The sequence below is a fragment of the Microcoleus sp. B3-D2 genome (genome assembly GCF_036705345.1).
Taxonomy (GTDB): Bacteria; Cyanobacteriota; Cyanobacteriia; order Cyanobacteriales; family Microcoleaceae; genus Microcoleus.
Genome location: NZ_JAUBUG010000003.1, coordinates 108,277 through 127,895 on the forward strand (window position 1 = coordinate 108,277; position 19,619 = coordinate 127,895).

Sequence of the window (19,619 nt, forward strand, 5' to 3'; positions counted from 1 at the left end):
TATGTCTACTTTTCGCGACCTCAACCGCCAGCTTCTGCCCCAAAGCCCCTAGCCTTCAAGTGCTTGTCCCAACTAAAATTGGAACTCAAAAAGAACCTCTTAGTATACATATATCCCAAGCGGTACAGGTGAGCCTTGCGATCGCCATCGAGATTAAAGTCCGTCGTCGTCACCCCAGCTTCAGTCACATCAATATTAATCACCCTGCCCTTATCCATTTCCCGCTGGTGATAGCGGTCTCTTGCTTTCATCATCGTTCTGAACATCGCCGCCAGCATCGACAGGGGAGTATCAATCTTAGCTTTAGTCTCAATTCCGGTATCGACTAATCGAAACCCAAAGGTAAACCAGCGCGGCGACGCAGGAGTCGCACCGACGGATTGTTTGTCATAAATCCACAGGGGGAAATTGCTCAAAATTCCGCCATCTACAATTAAGTCATCGCCGAGTTTTCCTGGTTCAAAAAATAGCGGAATACTCATCGACAACCGAACGGCTTCAGCGACGCTAAAATGTTCAGCGCTTGGGAGGTGCAACTGCTCGTACAAAGCATCGGAATCTGTCGATTCGCGCCGATGTAAGTCGTCGGGAAGCACCAACATTTCACCGCGAGTGAGGTTAGATATTACTACTTTTAATTCCCGGTCTTTTACGATTTTTTTGACATCGGCAAAAGTTTGCAAGTTACCTCGACCGAGCATTGCTTCCAGCCACTGCCGGAAAGGCTGCGCCGAATATTCTCCCATTTGACGGCTAACTGTTAGAAAAAGTAGCGTCCAAGCTGGGGATTGCAAATCATCGGCGGGATCGCCGTTTAAAATTAGAGGACTATTTTTTTGAGTTAAAAATATGCTGTAATCGAGCTGACCTAAAATTTCCTCTAAATCATCAATTGACAAGTCGGTTGCCAATACTGCTGCAGTAATTGCACCTGCCGAAGTGCCGGCTAATTTTCGCCACCGGATGCCCAAATCGCTACAGCACCTGAGTGCTCCTAAAAACGCAACTCCGCGCACGCCGCCGCCTTCAAAAACCCCGTCGGCATATATTTGACCGTTTTCGTCGGGAGGCGGAAATTTGCTGAGAATTGTTTGTTTCTCCGTTGCGGTCATTCTGACACCGGGTTCTTGCAAAATTTGCTGCGGATACCACTTGCTCATGGGAAATACCTCGGATAAATTTTGGGTTTTAGATTTTAGATTTATATCTATTGTTCTTGATTGTTGTCGGCATCCATTGCCTCTTTGACGTATTGTTGAACTTGCGATCGCACTTGTTCGTAGGCCACCGACGCGCACCAAGGTCGGAGAGATAAAATAGTGGTATCGGGAGTAATCTCGGCTACCAAACAAGTCGGGGGCGGATTCTCCAGCACCAGCGGGTGAGAGTGGGCAATTTCTAATAACTCAGCTACTGTCTGACGAATTGGCCGATCGCCAATATCAATCTTCAAGTCTACTCGCCTCGTTCCCATTGCCGTTGTATTTTTCAATGTACCGTTAAACAACTGATTGTTCGGGACAATAATTTTTATCCGATCGTCTGTCACCACGGTTGTTGAAAAAATCCCGATGCTGTCCACCACTCCCTTAACATCCCCAGCTTCAATCCCATCTCCGACTTCAAAGGGGCGCAAACTAATCAACATTACCCCAGCAGCAAAGTGCGACAAAGTATTTTGCCACGCCAAACCGATCGCCAAACCCGCGGCACCCACCACCGCAACCACACTGGTAGTTTGAATTCCCAACTGACTCAAAGCGGCGACTACTCCCACTACCAAAATCGTAATTTCAGCAGCTTGAACTAAGAATTTCCGCAGCGTGGCTTCGGTGCGACTCAGTGCTCGGCGAGTCACGCGACCCGCAAAGCCGATCGCAAATCGCGTAATTAACAAAATGCCGATCGCCCACAGCAGTTGAGGTACAATTTTAAACCCCAATTCTACGAATTTTTTCGAGAATTCTTGGGCTACTTCCAAGGCTTGTGTTCTTTCTGCATTTAGCTGAGTATAGAAGGTTTGAGCTATTGGTAAAAACTTCTGAATAACTGTCATATCAATTGGGAATTGGGAATTGGGAATTGGGAATTGGGCATTGGGCATTCGTAAACGCAGTCTCAGTCTTATCGCTTATTACGAGAGTCCGACGGGGGTTGAAAACCCCTGTCTCATAGCTAAAGTCCTCTCAAAGAAAACTAAAATCAATAATTTCCTCGCTCAAAATCTTGAGTCGGTTTTAACCGACTTTTGCTATGAGGCAGGGGTTTAAACCCCTGCCGGACTACTGCTAATAGTGTACTGCTACGCGGGGCAATCGGTGTTTAAAACCGCAGAGAATTTCCCACGAAATAGTTCCTAAAGTTGTGGCCCAATCGTCGGCAGTAATTTGATATTCCCCATCTTTGCCCAACAGCGTTACCACTTCGCCGACTTCTAAATTGGGAATATCAGTTACATCCAGCATTAATTGATCCATCGTTACCGCGCCCACTTGCCGCACGAACTGACCCCGGACTAAAACCTGCATTTTATTAGAAAGATTGCGCGGAATGCCATCTGCATAGCCGATACCAATTACGGCAATCTGTGTCTGGCGCTGAGCTATAAATTGATAGCCGTAACTGACGCCGGTTCCTGCTTCAATTGTTTTCACCTGCGTTACCCTAGCTTTTACCTGAATTGCGGGCTTCAAATTGGCGCTCGACTGCAAGTGAGGCGCTGGATAAAGACCGTAGGTAGCTAAACCGACTCGCACTAAATCGTAGTGCAAAGCCGGGTCAGCGAGGGCTGCTGCAGAGTTTGCCAAGTGGAGGCGAGGGGGGTTAATTCCTGCTATTTTAATTTGCTCGATCGCCTGTTGAAACCGCTGGTGCTGCTCTCTCATAACTGCGGGGTCGGGACTATCTGCTGTCGCCAAGTGAGAGTAAATACTGGCTAATTTTAAATTGGGCAACCGCTTGACTAATTGCACAAATTCTGTAGCTTCTTGCCAGGGCGTTCCCAAGCGAGACATTCCCGTATCTAACTTAGCGTGAACCGGCAAAGATTGGTTAAGATCGGCGAGAACTTCCGAAAAAATTAGGGCTTGTTTGGCAGTACAAATAGTGGGCTGCAAGTGCCAATGGGCGATCGCCTTTACCTGTTCCGGTGTATGGGTTGCCCCCAACAGCAAAATCGGCGCTTCTATCCCAGCTTCTCGCAATTCTATTCCTTCGGGAATTGTCGCCACTCCCAGCCAACTAGCCCCTGCTTGCAATGCTATTTGACTGACTGCAACAGCACCGTGACCGTAAGCATCGGCTTTCACAACTGCCATCAGTTCTGTGTGGGGAGATAAGAGATTTTTAAGCTCTTTTACATTGTGAGTTAAAGCTGCTAAATCCATTTCTACCCAAGCCCGCTGGCAAAGTCCCCCGTCGCCGTCCCCCAGCAACGTCTGGCGGGATTCTTTTGTCGTTGATTCTGCGGTTGTTTTTTCCCCACTCCACATTGTCGATCGCTCCTACTTGCTTGCACCATTAAAAACTGCTTGGAGATTTTACCCTAAGTTTGATTATAATAAGATTCTCTCTTTCATCAAAGTTAACTGGTGTATCATAGCACCAAAAATACCCGGTAAAAACTATGGACGGACTGGCCTACCTACATTTAGCTGAAACTTGGGAAACGGCTGCGGGTCAAGCTCGATCGACCCACTCAAAAATGCACCGGAATTTAGCCTATACTCCTTTACTTTTCTTTACGATCGCTCTCACAATTGTCAATTTAGTCAATCCCGCACTCGCCATCAAAAAAGGTGATTCAGGCCCGGAAGTAGCCCAACTTCAGAAAACTCTACAAAACGCAGGCTATTTTAGCGGTAAGGCTACAGGATTTTACGGTTCTCTCACCCAGGCTGCTGTGAAAAAGTTTCAAGCAGAGAACAACCTGAAAGTTGACGGAATTGTTGGCCCTAAAACCTTGTCAGCACTGAAAGGTAAGCCGGAAGATACCAGCATGGAAGCTGCGGAAAAAATCTCGCCAAATGTCGATCGATCTTCCCCCTCTCCTACCGCCACAGATAACACAAACGAACTCGACGAAGATCAAACTAATACTCAGACCCAAGAACCTCTATTTCAAGAACCGTCTTTGCCACCATTTAAAACGGAAAATTCCGAGGATAAAGAAAGTGAATTACCACCCCCAACCCTCGTAAATCCTCCCGATAATACTCAAGGAAAAATGACCTTGAAAAAAACCATTTACGGTAACATATCGCCCAAATCAATAGTTTATTCGGGAGCGGGTTTGTTTTTTGCTCAAAACATGATGTACCGCCACACAATCACAGTTTACGACAGGAACTTTAAATTAGTCAAGACTATTCCCGATACAGTAAACTTGTCGAAGTTCGGCTTTTCTAAATTCCAAGGCAATTATAAAGGCTCTCCCGTAGAAGCGGCTTTTTCAACCGATGGCAAATATGCCTACGTCTCCAACTACAAAATGTACGGTTCCGGGTTTAGAAATCCGGGAACCGACAGGTGTTCTCCAGCGGCAAAACACGACCAAAGTTTTCTGTACCGCATCAATACCCAAACTTTGAAAATAGAAAAGGTAATTCCTGTAGGTGCAGTTCCGAAATTCAATGCTGTTTCACCTGACAATCGCTTCGCGCTGGCTAGCAATTGGTGCAGTTGGGATTTGAGCGTAGTTGATATCAATAAAAATCTCGAAATAGAGCGAGTTAAACTGGGTGCATATCCTCGGGGTATTGTTGTTACTCCCGACTCAAAAAATGCCTATGTTGCCATCATGGGTTCTTCCGATATTGCGAAAGTGAATCTCATCGACTTTTCGGTAGAATGGCTGAAGAATATTGGCAATGCGCCGCGTCATTTGACGATCGATCCCAATGGAAAGTATCTTTATGCCACTTTAAATGGTGAAGGAAATGTGGCAAAAATTGACCTAAAAACGGGTAAAGTGGTAGACAAAGTTTCTACAGGAAAAGCACCTCGCAGCATGACAATTTCCGATCAGGGAAAACTGCTTTATGTGGTCAACTATTTCTCGAATACTGTTAGCAAAGTTAGGACGAGCGATATGAAAGTGCTGCAAACAGTGAAGGTTAATTCAAGTCCGATTGGGATTACTTACGATCCGGAAACTAATCAGGTTTGGGTAGCTTGCTATTCGGGCAGTATTATGGTGTTTCAAGATTAATTTAGCTGCTTCGTAGTGAAGGCTTCAGTCCTGACTACAAACAATAAGGATTAAATGTTATTGTGGGGCGGGCTAGGAGCAACGCCCCTAAAATATTATTTGGGCAACTTTAAAGGCTTCACAACATACTCAGAAGACTTAGCAGGTACTTGGCCTTTTTTGGCCATAGCTTGGTAAACCATGGCTGCTACTTCAGCTCGAGTTGCTGTTTTATTAGGCTGCAAAAGTGCGCGCTTCGGGTGGTTGACAACAATGCCAGCTTCTGTCGCTGATGCTACTTTGTTAACTGCCCATTTCGGCACTTTTGCCCTGTCTGTATAAACTTGTAAAGTTTTGGTTGCTTTTGTGGATGGTTTCAGGCTCAAACCGCTCGCTAAAGCTGCGATGACTTCGACACGCGGAATCTGTTTGTCGGGACGGAACTCATTGTTTGGGTACCCTTTAAGATATCCAGTTTGGACGGTGTGGTCGATCGCAGGACCGGCAGGACTCTGGTCTTTTACGTCTTTAAAATCAATTGGTTTTCGGATCGGTTGTTTGTCGTCGGACATTCGCTGAATTAAGCGCGCTAGTTCGGCTCGCGTCATCGGTTCGTCGGGACGAAATTTGCTGTCGGTGGACTCAGCAAAAATTTTCCGATCGACTAAAGCTACAATGAACGGACGCGCCCAATATTTCTCCGGAACATCGGAGAATCTAACGGGCCCAACTTTGGGTTTATCGGCTTTGGGTTTATCAGCTTTCGGTTTGGTAATTGCTGGAGCGGGAGTCGATCGCGCAATTGGCTTGGGAGGAACAACGATTACACCCACCGGAGGATTTTGCGGTAAAACCGGCCCTAAAGGTCCCACAGGTGCGGCATCCGGTTCTGAGGGAATGATAGTTGTAGCGGGCGATCGCAAATCGGAACTTGGCGATTCGGGTGTTAATATTCCCGGACTCGCGGGCGTAACAGCAGGTTGAGAAAAAACGGCTGGAAATTGCCAATTTCTGGCATTCAATCGATCTGGATTTTTACCTGTTACCCAAAATAAGATGGCTCCCATCGTGCCGAAGGCAACCAAGATCGCAATCAATTCATCCAATCCTAGAGGGTTTCTTTCCCCTGACGGGGGTTGTGAAGAAGACATATTGTCACCTACATACTAATGTAGAAATTAAATCACATATTTTTTGGGTCTGGGGGAAACAGAGAAGGCTAAATCAATTATTCCAAAGTTTTCACTCTCTATACCTGCGCCTGCGTGGCATCGGGAGGATTGATAAAATCAACTTTTACCGATCTCAGTTGCTGATTTTTGCCATTTTCAACTCAGCGCCTTCTACTCCCGAAAGAGCGATTCCGACTCGGTTGACGAGAATTCCTGCCACTACCAAAACTCGGCTGCCGCTTGTATTGATTTTGACGTTGCTGCGGCGATCGCCTCAAAGTGCTGCCACCGTAACCCGAACCGGTCGATCGATTGCCATTTGGGCGTGCTGAGGGTCTTACTGGCTGGTTATAGGTGGGCGATCGCAAGCGGCCGGTCGTCCTTAAAACTTGACGGTTTCTCACAGCCGGAGGCGGAGTTCGATAGCGAGTTTCATACTGCTGAACAGCTTGGCCGTAAGTATTACCATACCCGCCATATCCTGTCATAATCCCCGGCTGATAGACTGGCGGCATATAATATCGCGGTCTAAATAACAAACTGCCGATCGCCTGACCGGCTATAGCCCCAGCAAACGGTGCCCAGAAGCCAGATTGCTGTCTCACTACTACGGTTTGGGGCTGACCTGTTTGAGGATTCGGAACAGTTTCGGTAACGTTGTGAACGTACTCAATTTTAAAATCTTCTGTCAAATGCAAAACCGCTTGATTGTTATCCACATTTAGATAACTTTTCTTGCCTGCCGATATTTCTTCATCTGTTAAGCGAGCCATTTGCAAATCCCTAGTGCGGTAAACTGGGGGACTGCCGGGGGGAGTATTCAGCAACATCAAACTGTATTCGCCATCAGCATCGTCGTAGGTAGCTTGCTGTACGGGATATTGGCCTTGAGCCAAGTTATTGTTTGGTGCCGGGCGCACTGTGTTAATATTTGGATTGCCAGCAGGATTTGTATAAGTTTGTGTGCGAGGTGAACCGCAGCCGATTGCCGTCCCCAAAAAAGTTAAAGCCATTAAATAAATTGTCAGTTTTCGCAGCATCATAAATAGTAATTGGTAATGAGTAAATACAGCCTATTCCATCTTTAACAAGTACAGTAGCAGCTATATTGTGTGGTGTTAATCTGTAGGGTGCGTCGCTGCACTATTTTGGATAAAACTTGCAGATTTTTGCGAGCGACGCACCTTAATCCCTAGAAAATTCTGTGTACTACATATACAGGGAATGTGCTGTGGTAATTTTGGTAAATAGTAATTGGTAATTTCTCCCTCTTCCTTCTTCCTTCCTTAAATGGGAATAAGTTCGGGGAAATTGACCAACACTTGGTCGTTGGTAAGTTCGTCTCCCAACTGTGCGGGAGAAAAGTGAACTTGCACAGCTCGGAGCCTTTCTTGGTAATGTAAATTAATCAGGGCTTTTAAACCGACTTTCAGCGTGCTGATGTCAGCGAGGTCAGTTTCTAGGGCAGGAACTTCCCCTTCATACGCAACTGTCAGCATCACTACGATATTTCTAGTTATCGGCAAAGACAAGGGGGATTTTTGATCGTAAACAGATGTGCTGTATTGAGGCTCGCTGAGATAGCGATCGGCTGAATCAATGAAAAGTTCATCCACATAATCGCCGGCTTCCCCTTCATTCCAAAAAACATCGCCCTCATTGGCGGCTGACTGCCAGTAGTTGTCGTACTGCAACAGGTGATTGCAAATTTCTACAAGACCTTCTCCTAAAACTACTATGTCGCCATCGGCATCGATTGCTTTTCTAGCGGTGCGGTTGAGAACTCCTAACAGCGGTGCAACTTCTTCGCCTGTTAGGTGAACGAACACGCGGCAAACTGCCAATCTAGTTTTACCTGTAAATTGATTGAATCGATCGCGCCAAGCATTCATAATAACCTATAGTTGTAATCTGTAGGGCTATATTTTCCACCATAGCAGGGGATTTGAACTCTTGCCGTCTACCCTCAGATTGATCTGAAGAGTATTTTTAGCGATCGCCTCTGCCGGGTACTGTTTCGCTTTGAGTCATCTAATTTTATAGCAGTTTTCACTCGGATCAAATACAGTAGGGAAACGCCACAGCCTTGTCCTGACAAAGAGCGGCGACTTTTAATAATTAATTAGTATGAGATTGATGATTGTAGCAAGAGTTTTTTTAATTGATATTAATTCAGCGCTCGTTTGCTTGGCCGGAATATAATATTGTGTGCTATCGATTCATCTGTCTATTGTTTGCAGTGCTTCGCGATCGCAATGACAAGAAATTGTAGGGTAGAGAATTTCCACTCAAAAAACCTCCAATCTTGGAAGATTGGAGGTGCGCTAAGCGAATACTTTGGTTTGAGATAACTATTTGACGATCGCGCTTTGGACTTGTTCAATCGCAATTTCAGAACTCAACTCAGCAACTGGCGAAACTGGCAAATCCAGCTCACCACCCGGAGCTTCCGGGTGTTCGCGAACGGCTGCAACCGCGTCTGCTGACTCAGCTACAGCACCCGCCGGCGCCAAATCGAGCAAGGCAGGAACTTCCATGTGTCCAGAAACACCTGCATCTGCGATCGGAGCCGACTCTTCAAAAACTTCAAAATTATCGGTCATCGCAGCGCAAGCAGCAGAAGCGCGCTTGCCGGCGCGGTAGCTCATGTAGACCGCACCTGCGCCCCCAAGCCCAGCCATACCGAGGAAACCGAGAGCTGCTGTTTTGTAAGATTTCCACGGATTCATCCGCTCCGAGCCGCCGGAACCTAGGATCGTTGTCGCAGAACCAGATTTAGCCGCCCCAGATTTGCTGTAGGAACAGGGGAAAGCAGATGCAGCGTCACCTAGGGCGATGCTGCTTGCGATCGCGACGACGGAAGCAATGCCAGCTAACACTTGAAACTTCTTCATGGTGCTCTGGAGATTGTAAAGGATAATTAAAAAATTAATGGTAACAGCTCTTTACAAATGTATCAACTCTGCGCGCCGCCCATATCGAGGATCGATCGCAAATATCAACTATAGCCTCACGCAATTCAAATTTAAATTTGCCAGCTTAAAAATTTGCAATGCTTGCTCTGTAAGCGTTTCGGCTAACAGATCGGTAGAAGTTCAAGTTTTGTGAACCAATACTTCGATCGCGCCCAAATTAGAAAATCTGAGGTGAGACTGTAGAAAATTTAGTTACATGGCCGCAAACACTTGGTGACAAACTACTTTTAAGGCTACTTTTGTAAAGGCTTAGTTATTGGAATAACTCTTATTTTTATGACAGACAACGCGAATCAAGGCATTGAGCGAGCCCCTCGCCGATTGTTGGTGACGGGCGGCGCTGGATTTATCGGCTCGAATTTTGTGCATCACTGGTGCAGCAGCTATCCGGGCGATCGAGTAGTGGTACTGGACGCTTTAACCTACGCCGGAAACCGACAAACCCTGGCAACTTTGGAAGGAGGCGAAAATTTTCGGTTTGTGCAGGGGGATATTTGCGATCGTACCCTAGTCGATACCTTGCTCAAAGAAGAAAACATCACCACAGTCGCCCACTTTGCCGCAGAATCCCACGTTGACAGGTCAATTATCGGGCCAGCAGCCTTTGTTCAAACAAACGTTGTCGGAACCTTCACACTTTTAGAAGCCTTCCGCAAGCATTTTGAAGCAATTGATGAGGCATCTCTCAAAGCACAAATGCGCTTCCTTCACGTTTCTACCGACGAAGTTTACGGCAGTCTCGGCCCCGATGACCCAGCCTTCACAGAAACAACTGCCTACTCGCCCAACAGTCCCTACTCAGCCTCCAAAGCTGGCAGCGACCACCTCGCCCGCGCCTATTTCCACACCTACGGCGTCCCGACAATTATCACCAACTGTTCCAACAATTACGGCCCCTATCACTTCCCAGAAAAGCTCATTCCATTAATGTGCATCAATATGCTATTGGGCAAACCGCTGCCAGTTTACGGCGACGGTCAAAACGTGCGAGATTGGCTCTACGTTCTCGACCACTGCCGCGCTTTAGATGCCGTTATTCACCGTGGTCAGCCTGGGGAAACCTACAATGTTGGCGGCAACAACGAGGTAAAAAATCTCGATCTAGTAAAAATGCTGTGCCAGCTAATGGACGAATTAGCTTCTGATTTACCCGCCCGTCCTTGCGAACAATTGATTACATTTGTCAAAGACAGAGCCGGGCACGATCGGCGTTATGCTATTGATGCCACCAAAATTAAAACTGAGTTAGGTTGGACTCCCTCAGTAACAGTTGAAGAAGGTTTGCGGCAGACTGTAGAATGGTACTTAGCCCATCGGGAGTGGTGGGAACCCCTGCTTTCGGAGGAATATCAAACTTACTACCGGAAAGTTTACTCTAATTAATCTACTCTTGGACGCACGGGCTACCAAAAACCAGCCCCGGTAAAAAACTGGTTTTCAAGCTCAAGAGTGCGTCCAAGAAAGGTTTCTGTCTTGCCTTCAAGCTTTACATTTAAACTCTAGGCGCAGAAACCGGGTTTGAGGGAAGAAAATCTTTCGTGGAGTGCGATCGATCACAGTTAAAAAACCTGTTTTCTTTAATCTTTGCGCCTAACTTCAGATTTAATTAGGTGGAGGTAACTATCACACACATTCGCCATTGTCAATCTTTGTGAAGATTTAGTTAAAAATCACCCCAAAGGCATAAATTCAAGTGTTTGTAGCTGATAATTTTAATAGAGTTACAAGATTAAGCATTTTAGAAGCTTTTAGGAAAAACAAAAAGCACCAATGACCGAAATAAACTGGCTCAAGCACGTCCAAGAACCTAAATACTGGCTGTTAGGCATCGCCTCCGGTTTGATTGTCCTACACCTAACTCTGACTTCCAGAACCAACGACACTGACCTGTTCGGTACAATGTTCCTGTTTTGGGGAGTTGTAGCATTTCTCATTTGGGAAAGGCACGAATCCTTAACTTTTGAAAGCGGAATTTTCGCCAGCTTCTTTGGGTCATCCTTAATTGCTTTAATATTGCTCAAAAGTTCGTCGATATCTGGATACGACTTTTTTATCAGAGCAACGCCTTTTTTGTCTGGAATCAGTCTCGCCTTGCTGGCTTCTGGAACAAAAGGACTGAAACAATATAGGCAGGAACTTCTAATTCTTGGCTATACAGCTATTCCTCCCGGATTGATCGGAGTATTCGTTGATGTCGCCCTATTAACAGCAAAATTTTCAGCTTTCCTCCTGCACTATCTAGGCTTTGAAGTTGTGCGGAAAGGGGTTTTGCTAATTCTGGAAAAGGGCAGCGTGGAAGTTTATCACGGCTGTTCTGGCGTAAATTCGATGCTACAATTGTTAGGACTAGCTCTGGTTTTCTTACTGATGTTTCCTACCACTACGGGTCAGAAAATTATATTGCCCATCGTGGCAGTAATTACTGCATTTGTAGTGAATTCAGCGCGAGTTGGTCTCATGGCCGTGCTGGTATCGCTATCTCAACCCGAAGCATTTAAATACTGGCACGAAGGAAATGGTTCGGTAATCTTTTCTATGATTGCTGTATTTATTTTCGGGTTATTCTGCTGGTTTGCAATTTTGAAAGACCAACCCCAAAATAAGGAAGGACAGAATTGCTAATGGCTCTTACCTCTTGGAAACCACTTAGGCTTTCCCTGTTGGCTGTTACTTTGGGAGGGGTTTTGTTGGTGGCCGGAAAATTGGTTTTCTATCCATCTCCCAACAAGAATGTGGCAACCCCGTTTGAGTTTCCCGAGTCGGTGCCTCTAGCCGACTGGAAACTAAACAAGAGCGCGCTTCTGGAAATTAAGGACAATTCAGGATTAAAAGCTGCCAGGAAATATGAATATCAAAAGAATAGCATGGCTCTAGAAATAGAGATGCGGTATGCGGTAAACACCATTGGAGATGTGGAAGGCCTGATGAAGGGACATACTATTCTCAAGTCGTCTCCTGGTAAACTAGCATTGGCAAACACTCAAGCCGCGGGGTTTCACGGAATTTTGCAACAGCAAAATCGACTTTATTTGAGTTCGTGTATCAATCCTAATGGCAGTGCTACAGTAACTTCCCAACAGTTTAGATATAATCGAAATACTCGCGATTGGCAGCCAAACCGTATTCTGTTTTGGTTGTTGGGTAGGGGAAATATTCAAGACCGGCGCTGTTTGTGGACTCAGATGTCTGTGCCTTTGGATAAAACAACTCCAGAAGATGCCAAAAAAATTCTAGAGAATGCTTGGGTTTCTTGGTATGGGTGGTGGCAGCCGCGATTCCCCGAGCCTTGAGTCGAGTCAGTCGATTTTAGCTTTTAGCTTTTAGCTTTTAGATTTACTCCACAGGTGAATCGGGAAGCTGGAACAAGAGTCAAAAATTTTTGACTCTCCACGACTGTTGTCGGTGACTTGTATCCGTTCTTTGGGCGGGGTCAAGAGAGATTTTTCTTAACAACAACTCTGATTATTTTATGAATGACTTACAAGGCGAACAAGGTTTTTCTATCTACAGACTGCGTTGGATTGGCTACGGTCTATTAATTCTGTCTGTATTAGATGCGATTGCAGTTCTTATACCAGCAAATTTTGGCAATCGCCTCTGGGAATTGCAAACGATTGGGGCTGTAGTGGAACGGGTGCCAGTTCCTTTACTGGCAATGGCGCTGATATTTTTTGGAGAAGGGTACGATCGCAGAGGCTTGGAAGACGTTTTTTTGAAGGTTTTGTCTTGGGTGTGTCTGCTGCTAGGTCTGGTTTTTCTGTTGATGCTACCTTTGGGAATTTTTGGCACTATCTACGTCAACAACCAAAACAACCAGCAAATTACTACTCAAGCCAACCAACAATTAGCTCAGTTGCAGCAGGTGGAAGAACGGCTGAATAAGGGTAGTCCTGAAGATTTAAGGAATTTGGCCGGGGAACTTACCCGTTTGGGGGTACCAGCGGATACGCAAAACCCACAGCAATTGAAAGAGCAAATTCTTTCGAGAATTACTCCGGCTAAGGACCGGTTGCAGACGCAAAGCGCTGCGGTTAAGTCAAGTCAGCGCTTGGGGTTATTTAAAAATGCTATTAAGTGGCTGCTGGGCGCGCTGATTTCTAGTGTTTTGTTTTTTACGCTGTGGCGCGGTACTGACTGGGCTCGGTAGTAGTTTTGAGTTTTGAGTTGAGAGTTTTGAGCTAGTAAGGTGCGCTGCGGCGCACCCGGAGAGCGTTGTTGAGGACTAAGAGCCGCCCTGTGCACACAGCCGGCTCAGGAGTGGCGAAGAATACCCTCAAACCCTGCAAATTTTGTTGGGGGGCTCGCTCGCTCTTCTTCTTTTCAAAAGATATCGGTATTGACATACTCACGCCCGCTAAAGCAACGGTGATTCTTGACACTTCGCTCAGATGTGCTAGCAAGCCAGTCTTACCTTCTCTCCATGTCCGTTTTAAGTCTCCCAATGCCCTACGGCGACTTTTCTGTTTTGTACGCAAGTAAAATACTTGTTTGCTTTTAGGGTTGGACTTCCATTGCCCTTTTTGCTTCCCCTGTTTCTGATCGCAACTCTGACAGGACTTTCAACCAAGCTGTTTATTTTGGAGTATCTCAAATCTGGGCGGGTCTGTGACCAATCCTATTTTGACACAAAGCCGTGCTAGAAGCACGGGGTTTTAAACCCAATTTTCCGATAAATCTTGTTTATTGCCGATAGCCAACACCTAGAATGAGGCAAATCCGTCGTTAGCGCAGCCCTCGAAGACGATCGCACCTTGACAGAGCTGGCATTGTGCAATCCACAATCTAAAATCCACAATCTAAAATCTAAAATCTAAAATCTAAAATCGATTGATGGTATTTTCTAGTTTGTCGGCAATCCCTTCAATCCAGTTTTCATCTTGTTTGGTGTAGCTGCGGGGCGCGTTAGCACCTAAGATTAAAACGCCTTGGCTGCCGATAGGTTGACAGATAACTCCTTGAGTATTTTCTGGCAAATAGTCAAATTCAATTCGCCCGGGATAAATATTGAGATTTACTAAATAAACTGGTTTGTTTTTGTCGAGCACTCGCTGCAAAATCGACCCTGGTTTGACTTCGGGATTGATGCCTAAAATACCGCGCCGCAATAAAACTTTTCCCTGATACACAATTACGATCGACCTTGTGGCGGTATTTGTCAACAGCAAACGCGACGCCCAGGCTAATTCTATTTTCACAGCCTCCGGCAAATCCGGTGCAAATTCAAAACCTTCTTCGCCGATAAGTTTTACGGAATCGGGCGATCGCGCTTGCACCTGCTGCCACAGCAAACCTGTTAAAATCAGCAAAGCGCTAATAATTACTCCCAAAGCGTCCGATCGAGCTTGAGAATCTGTGATTTGCTCTGTCAGCAAGCGGTTGACCATTAGCAGCGTACCTGCTAACCCTCCTGCAACTAAGGGCAATTGCCGCAAAACTTTATTGGGATCAGATTTAGTCATTTGTCAGTTGGCTGTTCACTGTTGGCTGTTCACTGTTGACTGTTCACTGTTGACTGTTCACTGTTGACTGTTGGTTGTCAACCGTCAACCGTCAACCGTCAACTGCCAACTGCCAAGTGACTTTATCCTACTTCTCCAATTTCGACAATTCGCTGGAAGAGATAGCCGGTGCCGCGGGCGGTAAGAATTAATTCGGGATTGCTGGGGTCGTCTTCCAACTTTGCCCTAAGCCGCGAGATGTGAACGTCCACTACGCGGGTGTCTACGTGGCGTTCTGGCGTGTATCCCCACACTTCCTGCAAAATTTCCGATCGCGAAAAAGGCTCTCCCGAACGGCTGACAAGCAGTTCTAACAGGCTGAATTCCATGCCCGTGAGCCGAATTCGTTCGTCGCCTTTGTAAACTTGGCGCTTGTTGGTGTCAATCCTAATATTGGTGACGTGGATGACTCCGGAGCTGGGAATGCCCGATGCTCCGTTTTTGTCAACCCTCCGCAGTACCGAACGGATGCGGGCTTCGAGTTCTTTGGGAGAGAAAGGTTTGACGACGTAATCGTCGGCGCCCAATTCTAAACCGGTGATGCGATCGGCTACGTCTCCCAAAGCAGTTAGCATGATGATGGGTACGTCTGACTCTTTACGCAACTCCTGACAGACGCCGTAACCGTCTAGCTTCGGCATCATCACGTCCAAAACCACTAAGTCGGGTTCGGTGTTGCGAAATGTTTCGAGAGCTTCTTCGCCGTCAGCAGCGGTGACGACATCGTAGCCAATCATGGAAAGGCGAGTCTCCAGAATGCGGCGGATACTGGCTTCGTCATCGACTACCAGAATTTTTTCTTTATGGTTTTCCAAGTTACCGAGCACTCCTTAAGTTACATTTCAGATAATGTTAATTTTTTGTACCCTATCATAGAGGACACAAATTGAATCATGGGCGGCGATCGGTCTGAAAGCTTGATAATTGCTTTAAATCAGACTTTTCTAAATTTTTAGGGTGACTATTTATCATAAAACAATGCCTAAGCCTCGAATACAATATATTTGTCGGGAATGCGGGTATGATTCACCACAATATTTTGGCAGGTGTCCTAGCTGTCAGAAGTGGGATTCTTTTGACGAGCAGTTAGAACAACCTACTGCTGCTGTGTCGCGGGCTGGTTTAACAGGGGTGACAACTAAGACAGTGGGCGGTTCGCCCCCTGATAAGTCGAAGGGTCAACCAAGGGTATCTTTCAGATTATCGCAGATTTCCGACCAAACTCAGTCTCGCTGGCCTTCTGGTTACGGGGAACTCGATCGAGTTTTGGGAGGCGGGATTGTTCCCGGATCGCTGGTGTTGATTGGCGGGGAACCGGGAATCGGGAAATCGACGCTGCTGTTGCAGGTGGCGAATATGTTGGCCCGCAAGGATAGAATACTGTATGTGAGTGCGGAGGAGTCGGGCCAGCAGGTGAAGTTGCGATCGCAGCGTTTGGGCGTGGCTAATCCGGTTGAGTTGTCAAGCAACGGCGGGCATAAATCTGGCAGCAACGGGGAAGCTAAAAAGGATTCGGAGGACAATTCAGCGGAGAATTTCTATTTGCTTCCCGAGACGGATTTAGAAGTTGTTTTGCGGGAGTTGGAAGCGCTGAAACCGAATGTGGCGGTGATTGACAGCATCCAAACTATTTATTTTGCTAGTTTAACATCGGCTCCGGGTTCGGTGGCTCAGGTGCGGGAATGTACGTCTGCTTTGATGCAGGTTGCGAAAAGGGAAAATATTACTTTATTTATTGTCGGTCACGTTACGAAAGATGGAGCTTTGGCGGGGCCGAGGGTTTTGGAACATTTGGTAGATACTGTACTGTATTTTGAGGGCGATCGCTTTGCTTCTCATCGACTTTTGCGATCGATGAAAAACCGTTTTGGCGCGACTCACGAAATCGGTGTTTTTGAAATGGTAGCCAACGGTTTGCGAGAAGTAGATAATCCGTCGGAGTTGTTTTTAGGGAATAGAGATGAATTTTCTCCCGGTACTTCGACGACTGTTACTTGCGAAGGAACTCGACCGATTTTAGTGGAAATTCAGGCGTTAGTCAGCCCTGCAAGTTTTGGTTCGCCGCGCCGCACTACTACTGGTGTGGACAATGCTAGATTGCAGCAAATTTTAGCTGTTTTGGAGAAAAGGGTGGGGATTCCTTTATCTAAATTAGATGTGATTTTGGCGACGGTGGGCGGGTTGAAGGTGGATGAACCGGCGGCCGATTTGGCAGTTGCGATCGCCGTTGTGGCCAGTTTTCGCGATCGGGTGGTTGATGCACGCACTGTCTTGCTTGGGGAAGTTGGTTTGGGGGGACAGGTGCGGCCGGTTTCCCAATTAGAGTTGCGGCTGAGGGAGGCGGCGAAATTGGGTTTTAAAAGGGCGATTATTCCTAAGAATCAACCGGTGCCTGAGTTGGGGATGGAGATTATTCCGGTGGCGAAAGTAATCGATGCAATTATTGCGGCGATTCCGGCTACTCCGGCTCAGTTGCAGTCTGGTGAGATGGAGTTACAGTCTGTTGATTTGGAGGAAGATGATTTGTTGAATTGAGTTAAAATAGTGATGTTTGAAATTGATAGTAAGTAGCCACGAATTATGTATCAAGTAGACATGGTTGAAGCCAAATAAAAGCTTTTGGAATTAATCGAAGCGGCAATGAGAAGGGAAGAAATTGCGATTACTCAAGATAACCAGCCTGTTGTAAAATTGGTAGTAATTCCCAAACAAGCTAAACCCAATCGACAAGCAGGAAGTGCTAAAGGAATGGTTTGGATGTCCGATGATTTTGACGAACCGCTAGAAGAGTTTAAGGAGTAGATGGAATGAGGCTGTTGGACACTCATGCCTTTATTTTGATGCTTATGCGCGGCTGTAGTGAATTAAGTTAGTTGAAAAATAAAGAGGCGAAGATGAAACAATTTAGAATCATCCTTGAAAAACATCCTGATGGTTATGTAGCCTATCCCCTCGGAATCAAAAGTACCGTCGTTGGTGAAGGTGACACCTATGAGGAAGCCTTACCTGATGTCACGTCAGCTATTCGTTGCTACATCGAAGTATTTGGCAAAGAAACAATGGAAAACGAATCACCTGCGATCGAGACTTTTTTAGTAGAAGCAGAGGTGGCTATTTAATGTCAAGTTTCCTGTCGATGCTTCTAAAAGACGAGTCATCAAAACATTTCAGTTGTTGGGTTTTCGGATTATTAGAGAACGCGAACATATTGTCATGGTGCGATAGAATCAGGATGGAACGGAGACTCCGTTAGTAATGCCTAACCACGATCAAATAAAATCAGGTACACTGAGAGCAATTTGTACTCAGGCGGGAATTTATAGATAGTAATTTTTAATAGCTTATGCACAAAGTTGAGTGCAAATGCTATCTACGATAACACTTGAAATATGTTAAATTATAGATTGCCTTTTTTGAGGTACGTTTTCACTAAAAAATGAAGAAATCAAAAAGACGTAAAAATCAGTGGTCAAGTGAACTAAACGACATCATTCGAGGTGCATCGGGCGGCTTTTTGTTCGGTACTCCCCTGCTTTATACGATGGAGGTTTGGTGGATCGGTTCGTATACTACACCAGCGGAAATGTCGATCGCGATCGCAACTACTTTTATCGTGGTTTTCTTGCTGACTCGCACTGAAGGTTTTCGCAAAACTAAGGACATCCGCTGGCTAGATGCTGCAATCGATACCGTAGAAGCGATCGCCATCGGCATTGTCTGCGCGGCTTTGATCCTGTTTTTGCTCAGGGAAATTACGCCGGAGACTCCACTGCAAGAAACTCTAGGGAAAATCATCTTTGAAGGCCTGCCGTTTGCGTTGGGAGTAGCCCTGGCAAACGGTTTCTTAAGTGGCGATCGCTATCAAAGTTCAGACAGCGACAACGAACCTACCATTAATCCAACTGTAGCAGATATCGGCGCTACTTTAATCGGCGCGATGATCATTGCTTTCAACATCGCCCCAACAGACGAAATTCCCATGCTAGCGGCAGGTATTTCGCCACCCTGGCAATTAGCAATTATCGCCGCCTCGCTGCTAATTTCCTACGGTATTGTATTTGTAGCAGGCTTTACTTATCAAGCAAAACGGCAGCAGCAGCAAGGGATTTTTCAGCGTCCCCTCAGCGAAACTGTCATGGCCTATTTAGTGTCCCTGGCGGCTTCTGCATTTATGATGTTTTTCTTCCAGAAACTCAGTTTTGACGACCCGTGGTCGATTTGGTTGAGCTATACGTTAGTATTGGGATTGCCGGCGAGTATTGGCGGCGCGGCGGGGAGGTTGACGGTATGAGTGAAAGTAATAACGAACAGCAACAAAAAAGAACTGCTGCTGAATGGGTGACATTTGCGATCGCCTGCTTCATCCTTTTTACCCTCACCGGACTCGTACTTTATAACTGGCTGACTAAAAAACACGAACCTCCGATTATTTCTGTCAGTCGCAACACGCCTATTCGCGAAACTCAAGGGCAATTTTACGTGCCGTTTACAGTAACTAACGCTGGCGGCGAAACGGCAGAAGCAGTGCAAATTATTGCCGAATTGCGAGTCAACGGCGAAGTCTTGGAATCCGGCGAGCAGCAAATTGATTTTTTGTCAAGCGGCGAAACTCAAGAAGGAGCTTTTATCTTCAGCCGCAACCCCAGTCAAGGTCAATTGATTGTCCGATCCAGTAGCTACAAACTACCTTAACAAAGTTTTCAAATCTCGTGTCCGGTAAGTGTGACCCTAATAAAATTTTGTCGCTGGGTGGGGGCGGGTTTAAAAATACTTTGGTTATTAAGCA

At 46.2% G+C, this 19,619-nt stretch carries 20 protein-coding genes and 1 pseudogene; 11 read left to right on the plus strand and 10 right to left on the minus strand.

Annotation, left to right across the window (positions count from 1 at the left end; genetic code table 11):
• Nucleotides 1-20: 20 nt before the first annotated feature.
• The 3 genes from QUB14_RS02130 to alr form a co-directional block, all read right to left on the minus strand.
• Nucleotides 21-1,160 carry a patatin-like phospholipase family protein gene (locus QUB14_RS02130; protein ID WP_333214025.1) on the minus strand — a complete coding sequence of 380 codons (1,140 nt, stop codon included), beginning with the start codon at nt 1,158-1,160 and terminating at the stop codon, nt 21-23.
• Between the two features lie 47 nt (nt 1,161-1,207).
• Nucleotides 1,208-2,104 (minus strand): mechanosensitive ion channel family protein, encoded by an 897-nt coding sequence (locus QUB14_RS02135; RefSeq protein WP_333214028.1) that lies wholly within the window; start codon nt 2,102-2,104, stop codon nt 1,208-1,210.
• 184 nt (nt 2,105-2,288) lie between these two features.
• Nucleotides 2,289-3,491, minus strand: coding sequence for an alanine racemase (alr, locus tag QUB14_RS02140; protein ID WP_333214030.1), 1,203 nt, complete (start codon nt 3,489-3,491; stop codon nt 2,289-2,291).
• Between the two features lie 134 nt (nt 3,492-3,625).
• On the opposite strand from alr, the gene QUB14_RS02145 reads away from it, so the two are divergent.
• Nucleotides 3,626-5,209 (plus strand): peptidoglycan-binding protein, encoded by a 1,584-nt coding sequence (locus tag QUB14_RS02145; RefSeq protein WP_333214032.1) that lies wholly within the window; start codon nt 3,626-3,628, stop codon nt 5,207-5,209.
• A gap of 95 nt (nt 5,210-5,304) precedes the next feature.
• On the opposite strand, the gene QUB14_RS02150 is transcribed toward QUB14_RS02145, so the two are convergent.
• The 4 genes from QUB14_RS02150 to QUB14_RS02165 all read right to left on the minus strand — a co-directional run bounded on the left by QUB14_RS02150 (nt 5,305) and on the right by QUB14_RS02165 (nt 9,254).
• The gene (locus QUB14_RS02150; protein ID WP_333214034.1) at nt 5,305-6,339 is read right to left on the minus strand and encodes an S-layer homology domain-containing protein; all 1,035 of its coding nucleotides are present in this window, start codon (nt 6,337-6,339) and stop codon (nt 5,305-5,307) included.
• A gap of 182 nt (nt 6,340-6,521) precedes the next feature.
• Nucleotides 6,522-7,403 carry a hypothetical protein gene (locus QUB14_RS02155; RefSeq protein WP_333214036.1) on the minus strand — a complete coding sequence of 294 codons (882 nt, stop codon included), beginning with the start codon at nt 7,401-7,403 and terminating at the stop codon, nt 6,522-6,524.
• Between the two features lie 243 nt (nt 7,404-7,646).
• Entirely contained in the window at nt 7,647-8,252 is a 606-nt protein-coding gene (locus QUB14_RS02160; RefSeq protein ID WP_190657330.1) for a DUF1517 domain-containing protein, read from the minus strand.
• Nucleotides 8,253-8,711: 459 nt separating this feature from the next.
• Nucleotides 8,712-9,254 (minus strand): hypothetical protein, encoded by a 543-nt coding sequence (locus QUB14_RS02165; RefSeq protein ID WP_333214039.1) that lies wholly within the window; start codon nt 9,252-9,254, stop codon nt 8,712-8,714.
• A gap of 357 nt (nt 9,255-9,611) precedes the next feature.
• Here QUB14_RS02165 and rfbB point away from each other — a divergent pair, with 357 nt between their 5' ends.
• The 4 genes from rfbB to hpsJ-A all read left to right on the plus strand — a co-directional run bounded on the left by rfbB (nt 9,612) and on the right by hpsJ-A (nt 13,482).
• The gene (gene rfbB, locus QUB14_RS02170) at nt 9,612-10,718 is read left to right on the plus strand and encodes a dTDP-glucose 4,6-dehydratase (protein ID WP_190657334.1); all 1,107 of its coding nucleotides are present in this window, start codon (nt 9,612-9,614) and stop codon (nt 10,716-10,718) included.
• Between the two features lie 387 nt (nt 10,719-11,105).
• On the plus strand, nt 11,106-11,957 hold the full coding sequence (gene crtA / locus QUB14_RS02175) for a cyanoexosortase A (protein ID WP_333214042.1): 852 nt from the start codon (nt 11,106-11,108) through the stop codon (nt 11,955-11,957).
• Entirely contained in the window at nt 11,957-12,625 is a 669-nt protein-coding gene (locus tag QUB14_RS02180; protein WP_333214043.1) for a cyanoexosortase A system-associated protein, read from the plus strand. The genes crtA and QUB14_RS02180 overlap by 1 nt, the downstream gene beginning before the upstream one ends.
• 179 nt (nt 12,626-12,804) lie before the next feature.
• Nucleotides 12,805-13,482: an HpsJ-like protein, cyanoexosortase A-associated gene (gene hpsJ-A, locus QUB14_RS02185; RefSeq protein ID WP_333214045.1), complete on the plus strand. Its 678-nt coding sequence runs from the start codon at nt 12,805-12,807 to the stop codon at nt 13,480-13,482.
• Nucleotides 13,483-13,513: 31 nt separating this feature from the next.
• On the opposite strand, the gene QUB14_RS02190 is transcribed toward hpsJ-A, so the two are convergent.
• From QUB14_RS02190 to rpaB, 3 genes are all read right to left on the minus strand, one after another.
• Nucleotides 13,514-13,810 (minus strand): hypothetical protein, encoded by a 297-nt coding sequence (locus QUB14_RS02190; protein WP_333214047.1) that lies wholly within the window; start codon nt 13,808-13,810, stop codon nt 13,514-13,516.
• Between the two features lie 342 nt (nt 13,811-14,152).
• Nucleotides 14,153-14,794: a cofactor assembly of complex C subunit B gene (locus QUB14_RS02195; protein WP_333214049.1), complete on the minus strand. Its 642-nt coding sequence runs from the start codon at nt 14,792-14,794 to the stop codon at nt 14,153-14,155.
• Nucleotides 14,795-14,916: 122 nt separating this feature from the next.
• Entirely contained in the window at nt 14,917-15,648 is a 732-nt protein-coding gene (gene rpaB, locus QUB14_RS02200) for a response regulator transcription factor RpaB (RefSeq protein ID WP_071587789.1), read from the minus strand.
• A gap of 163 nt (nt 15,649-15,811) precedes the next feature.
• On the opposite strand from rpaB, the gene radA reads away from it, so the two are divergent.
• The 6 genes and pseudogenes from radA (at nt 15,812) to QUB14_RS02225 (ending at nt 19,525) form a co-directional block, all read left to right on the plus strand.
• Nucleotides 15,812-17,368 (plus strand): DNA repair protein RadA, encoded by a 1,557-nt coding sequence (gene radA / locus QUB14_RS02205; protein ID WP_333214050.1) that lies wholly within the window; start codon nt 15,812-15,814, stop codon nt 17,366-17,368.
• Between the two features lie 84 nt (nt 17,369-17,452).
• Nucleotides 17,453-17,635, plus strand: coding sequence for a DUF2281 domain-containing protein (locus QUB14_RS02210; protein WP_333214052.1), 183 nt, complete (start codon nt 17,453-17,455; stop codon nt 17,633-17,635).
• A gap of 92 nt (nt 17,636-17,727) precedes the next feature.
• The gene (locus QUB14_RS02215) at nt 17,728-17,952 is read left to right on the plus strand and encodes a hypothetical protein (protein WP_333214054.1); all 225 of its coding nucleotides are present in this window, start codon (nt 17,728-17,730) and stop codon (nt 17,950-17,952) included.
• 127 nt (nt 17,953-18,079) lie between these two features.
• Nucleotides 18,080-18,160 (plus strand): annotated as a pseudogene (locus QUB14_RS28680) (type II toxin-antitoxin system HicA family toxin); the annotation flags it as partial.
• Between the two features lie 109 nt (nt 18,161-18,269).
• Nucleotides 18,270-19,124: a TIGR02587 family membrane protein gene (locus QUB14_RS02220; RefSeq protein ID WP_333214056.1), complete on the plus strand. Its 855-nt coding sequence runs from the start codon at nt 18,270-18,272 to the stop codon at nt 19,122-19,124.
• The gene (locus QUB14_RS02225) at nt 19,121-19,525 is read left to right on the plus strand and encodes a TIGR02588 family protein (protein ID WP_333214058.1); all 405 of its coding nucleotides are present in this window, start codon (nt 19,121-19,123) and stop codon (nt 19,523-19,525) included. Before QUB14_RS02220 ends, QUB14_RS02225 begins: the two co-directional genes overlap by 4 nt.
• The last annotated feature ends 94 nt before the right edge of the window (nt 19,526-19,619 follow it).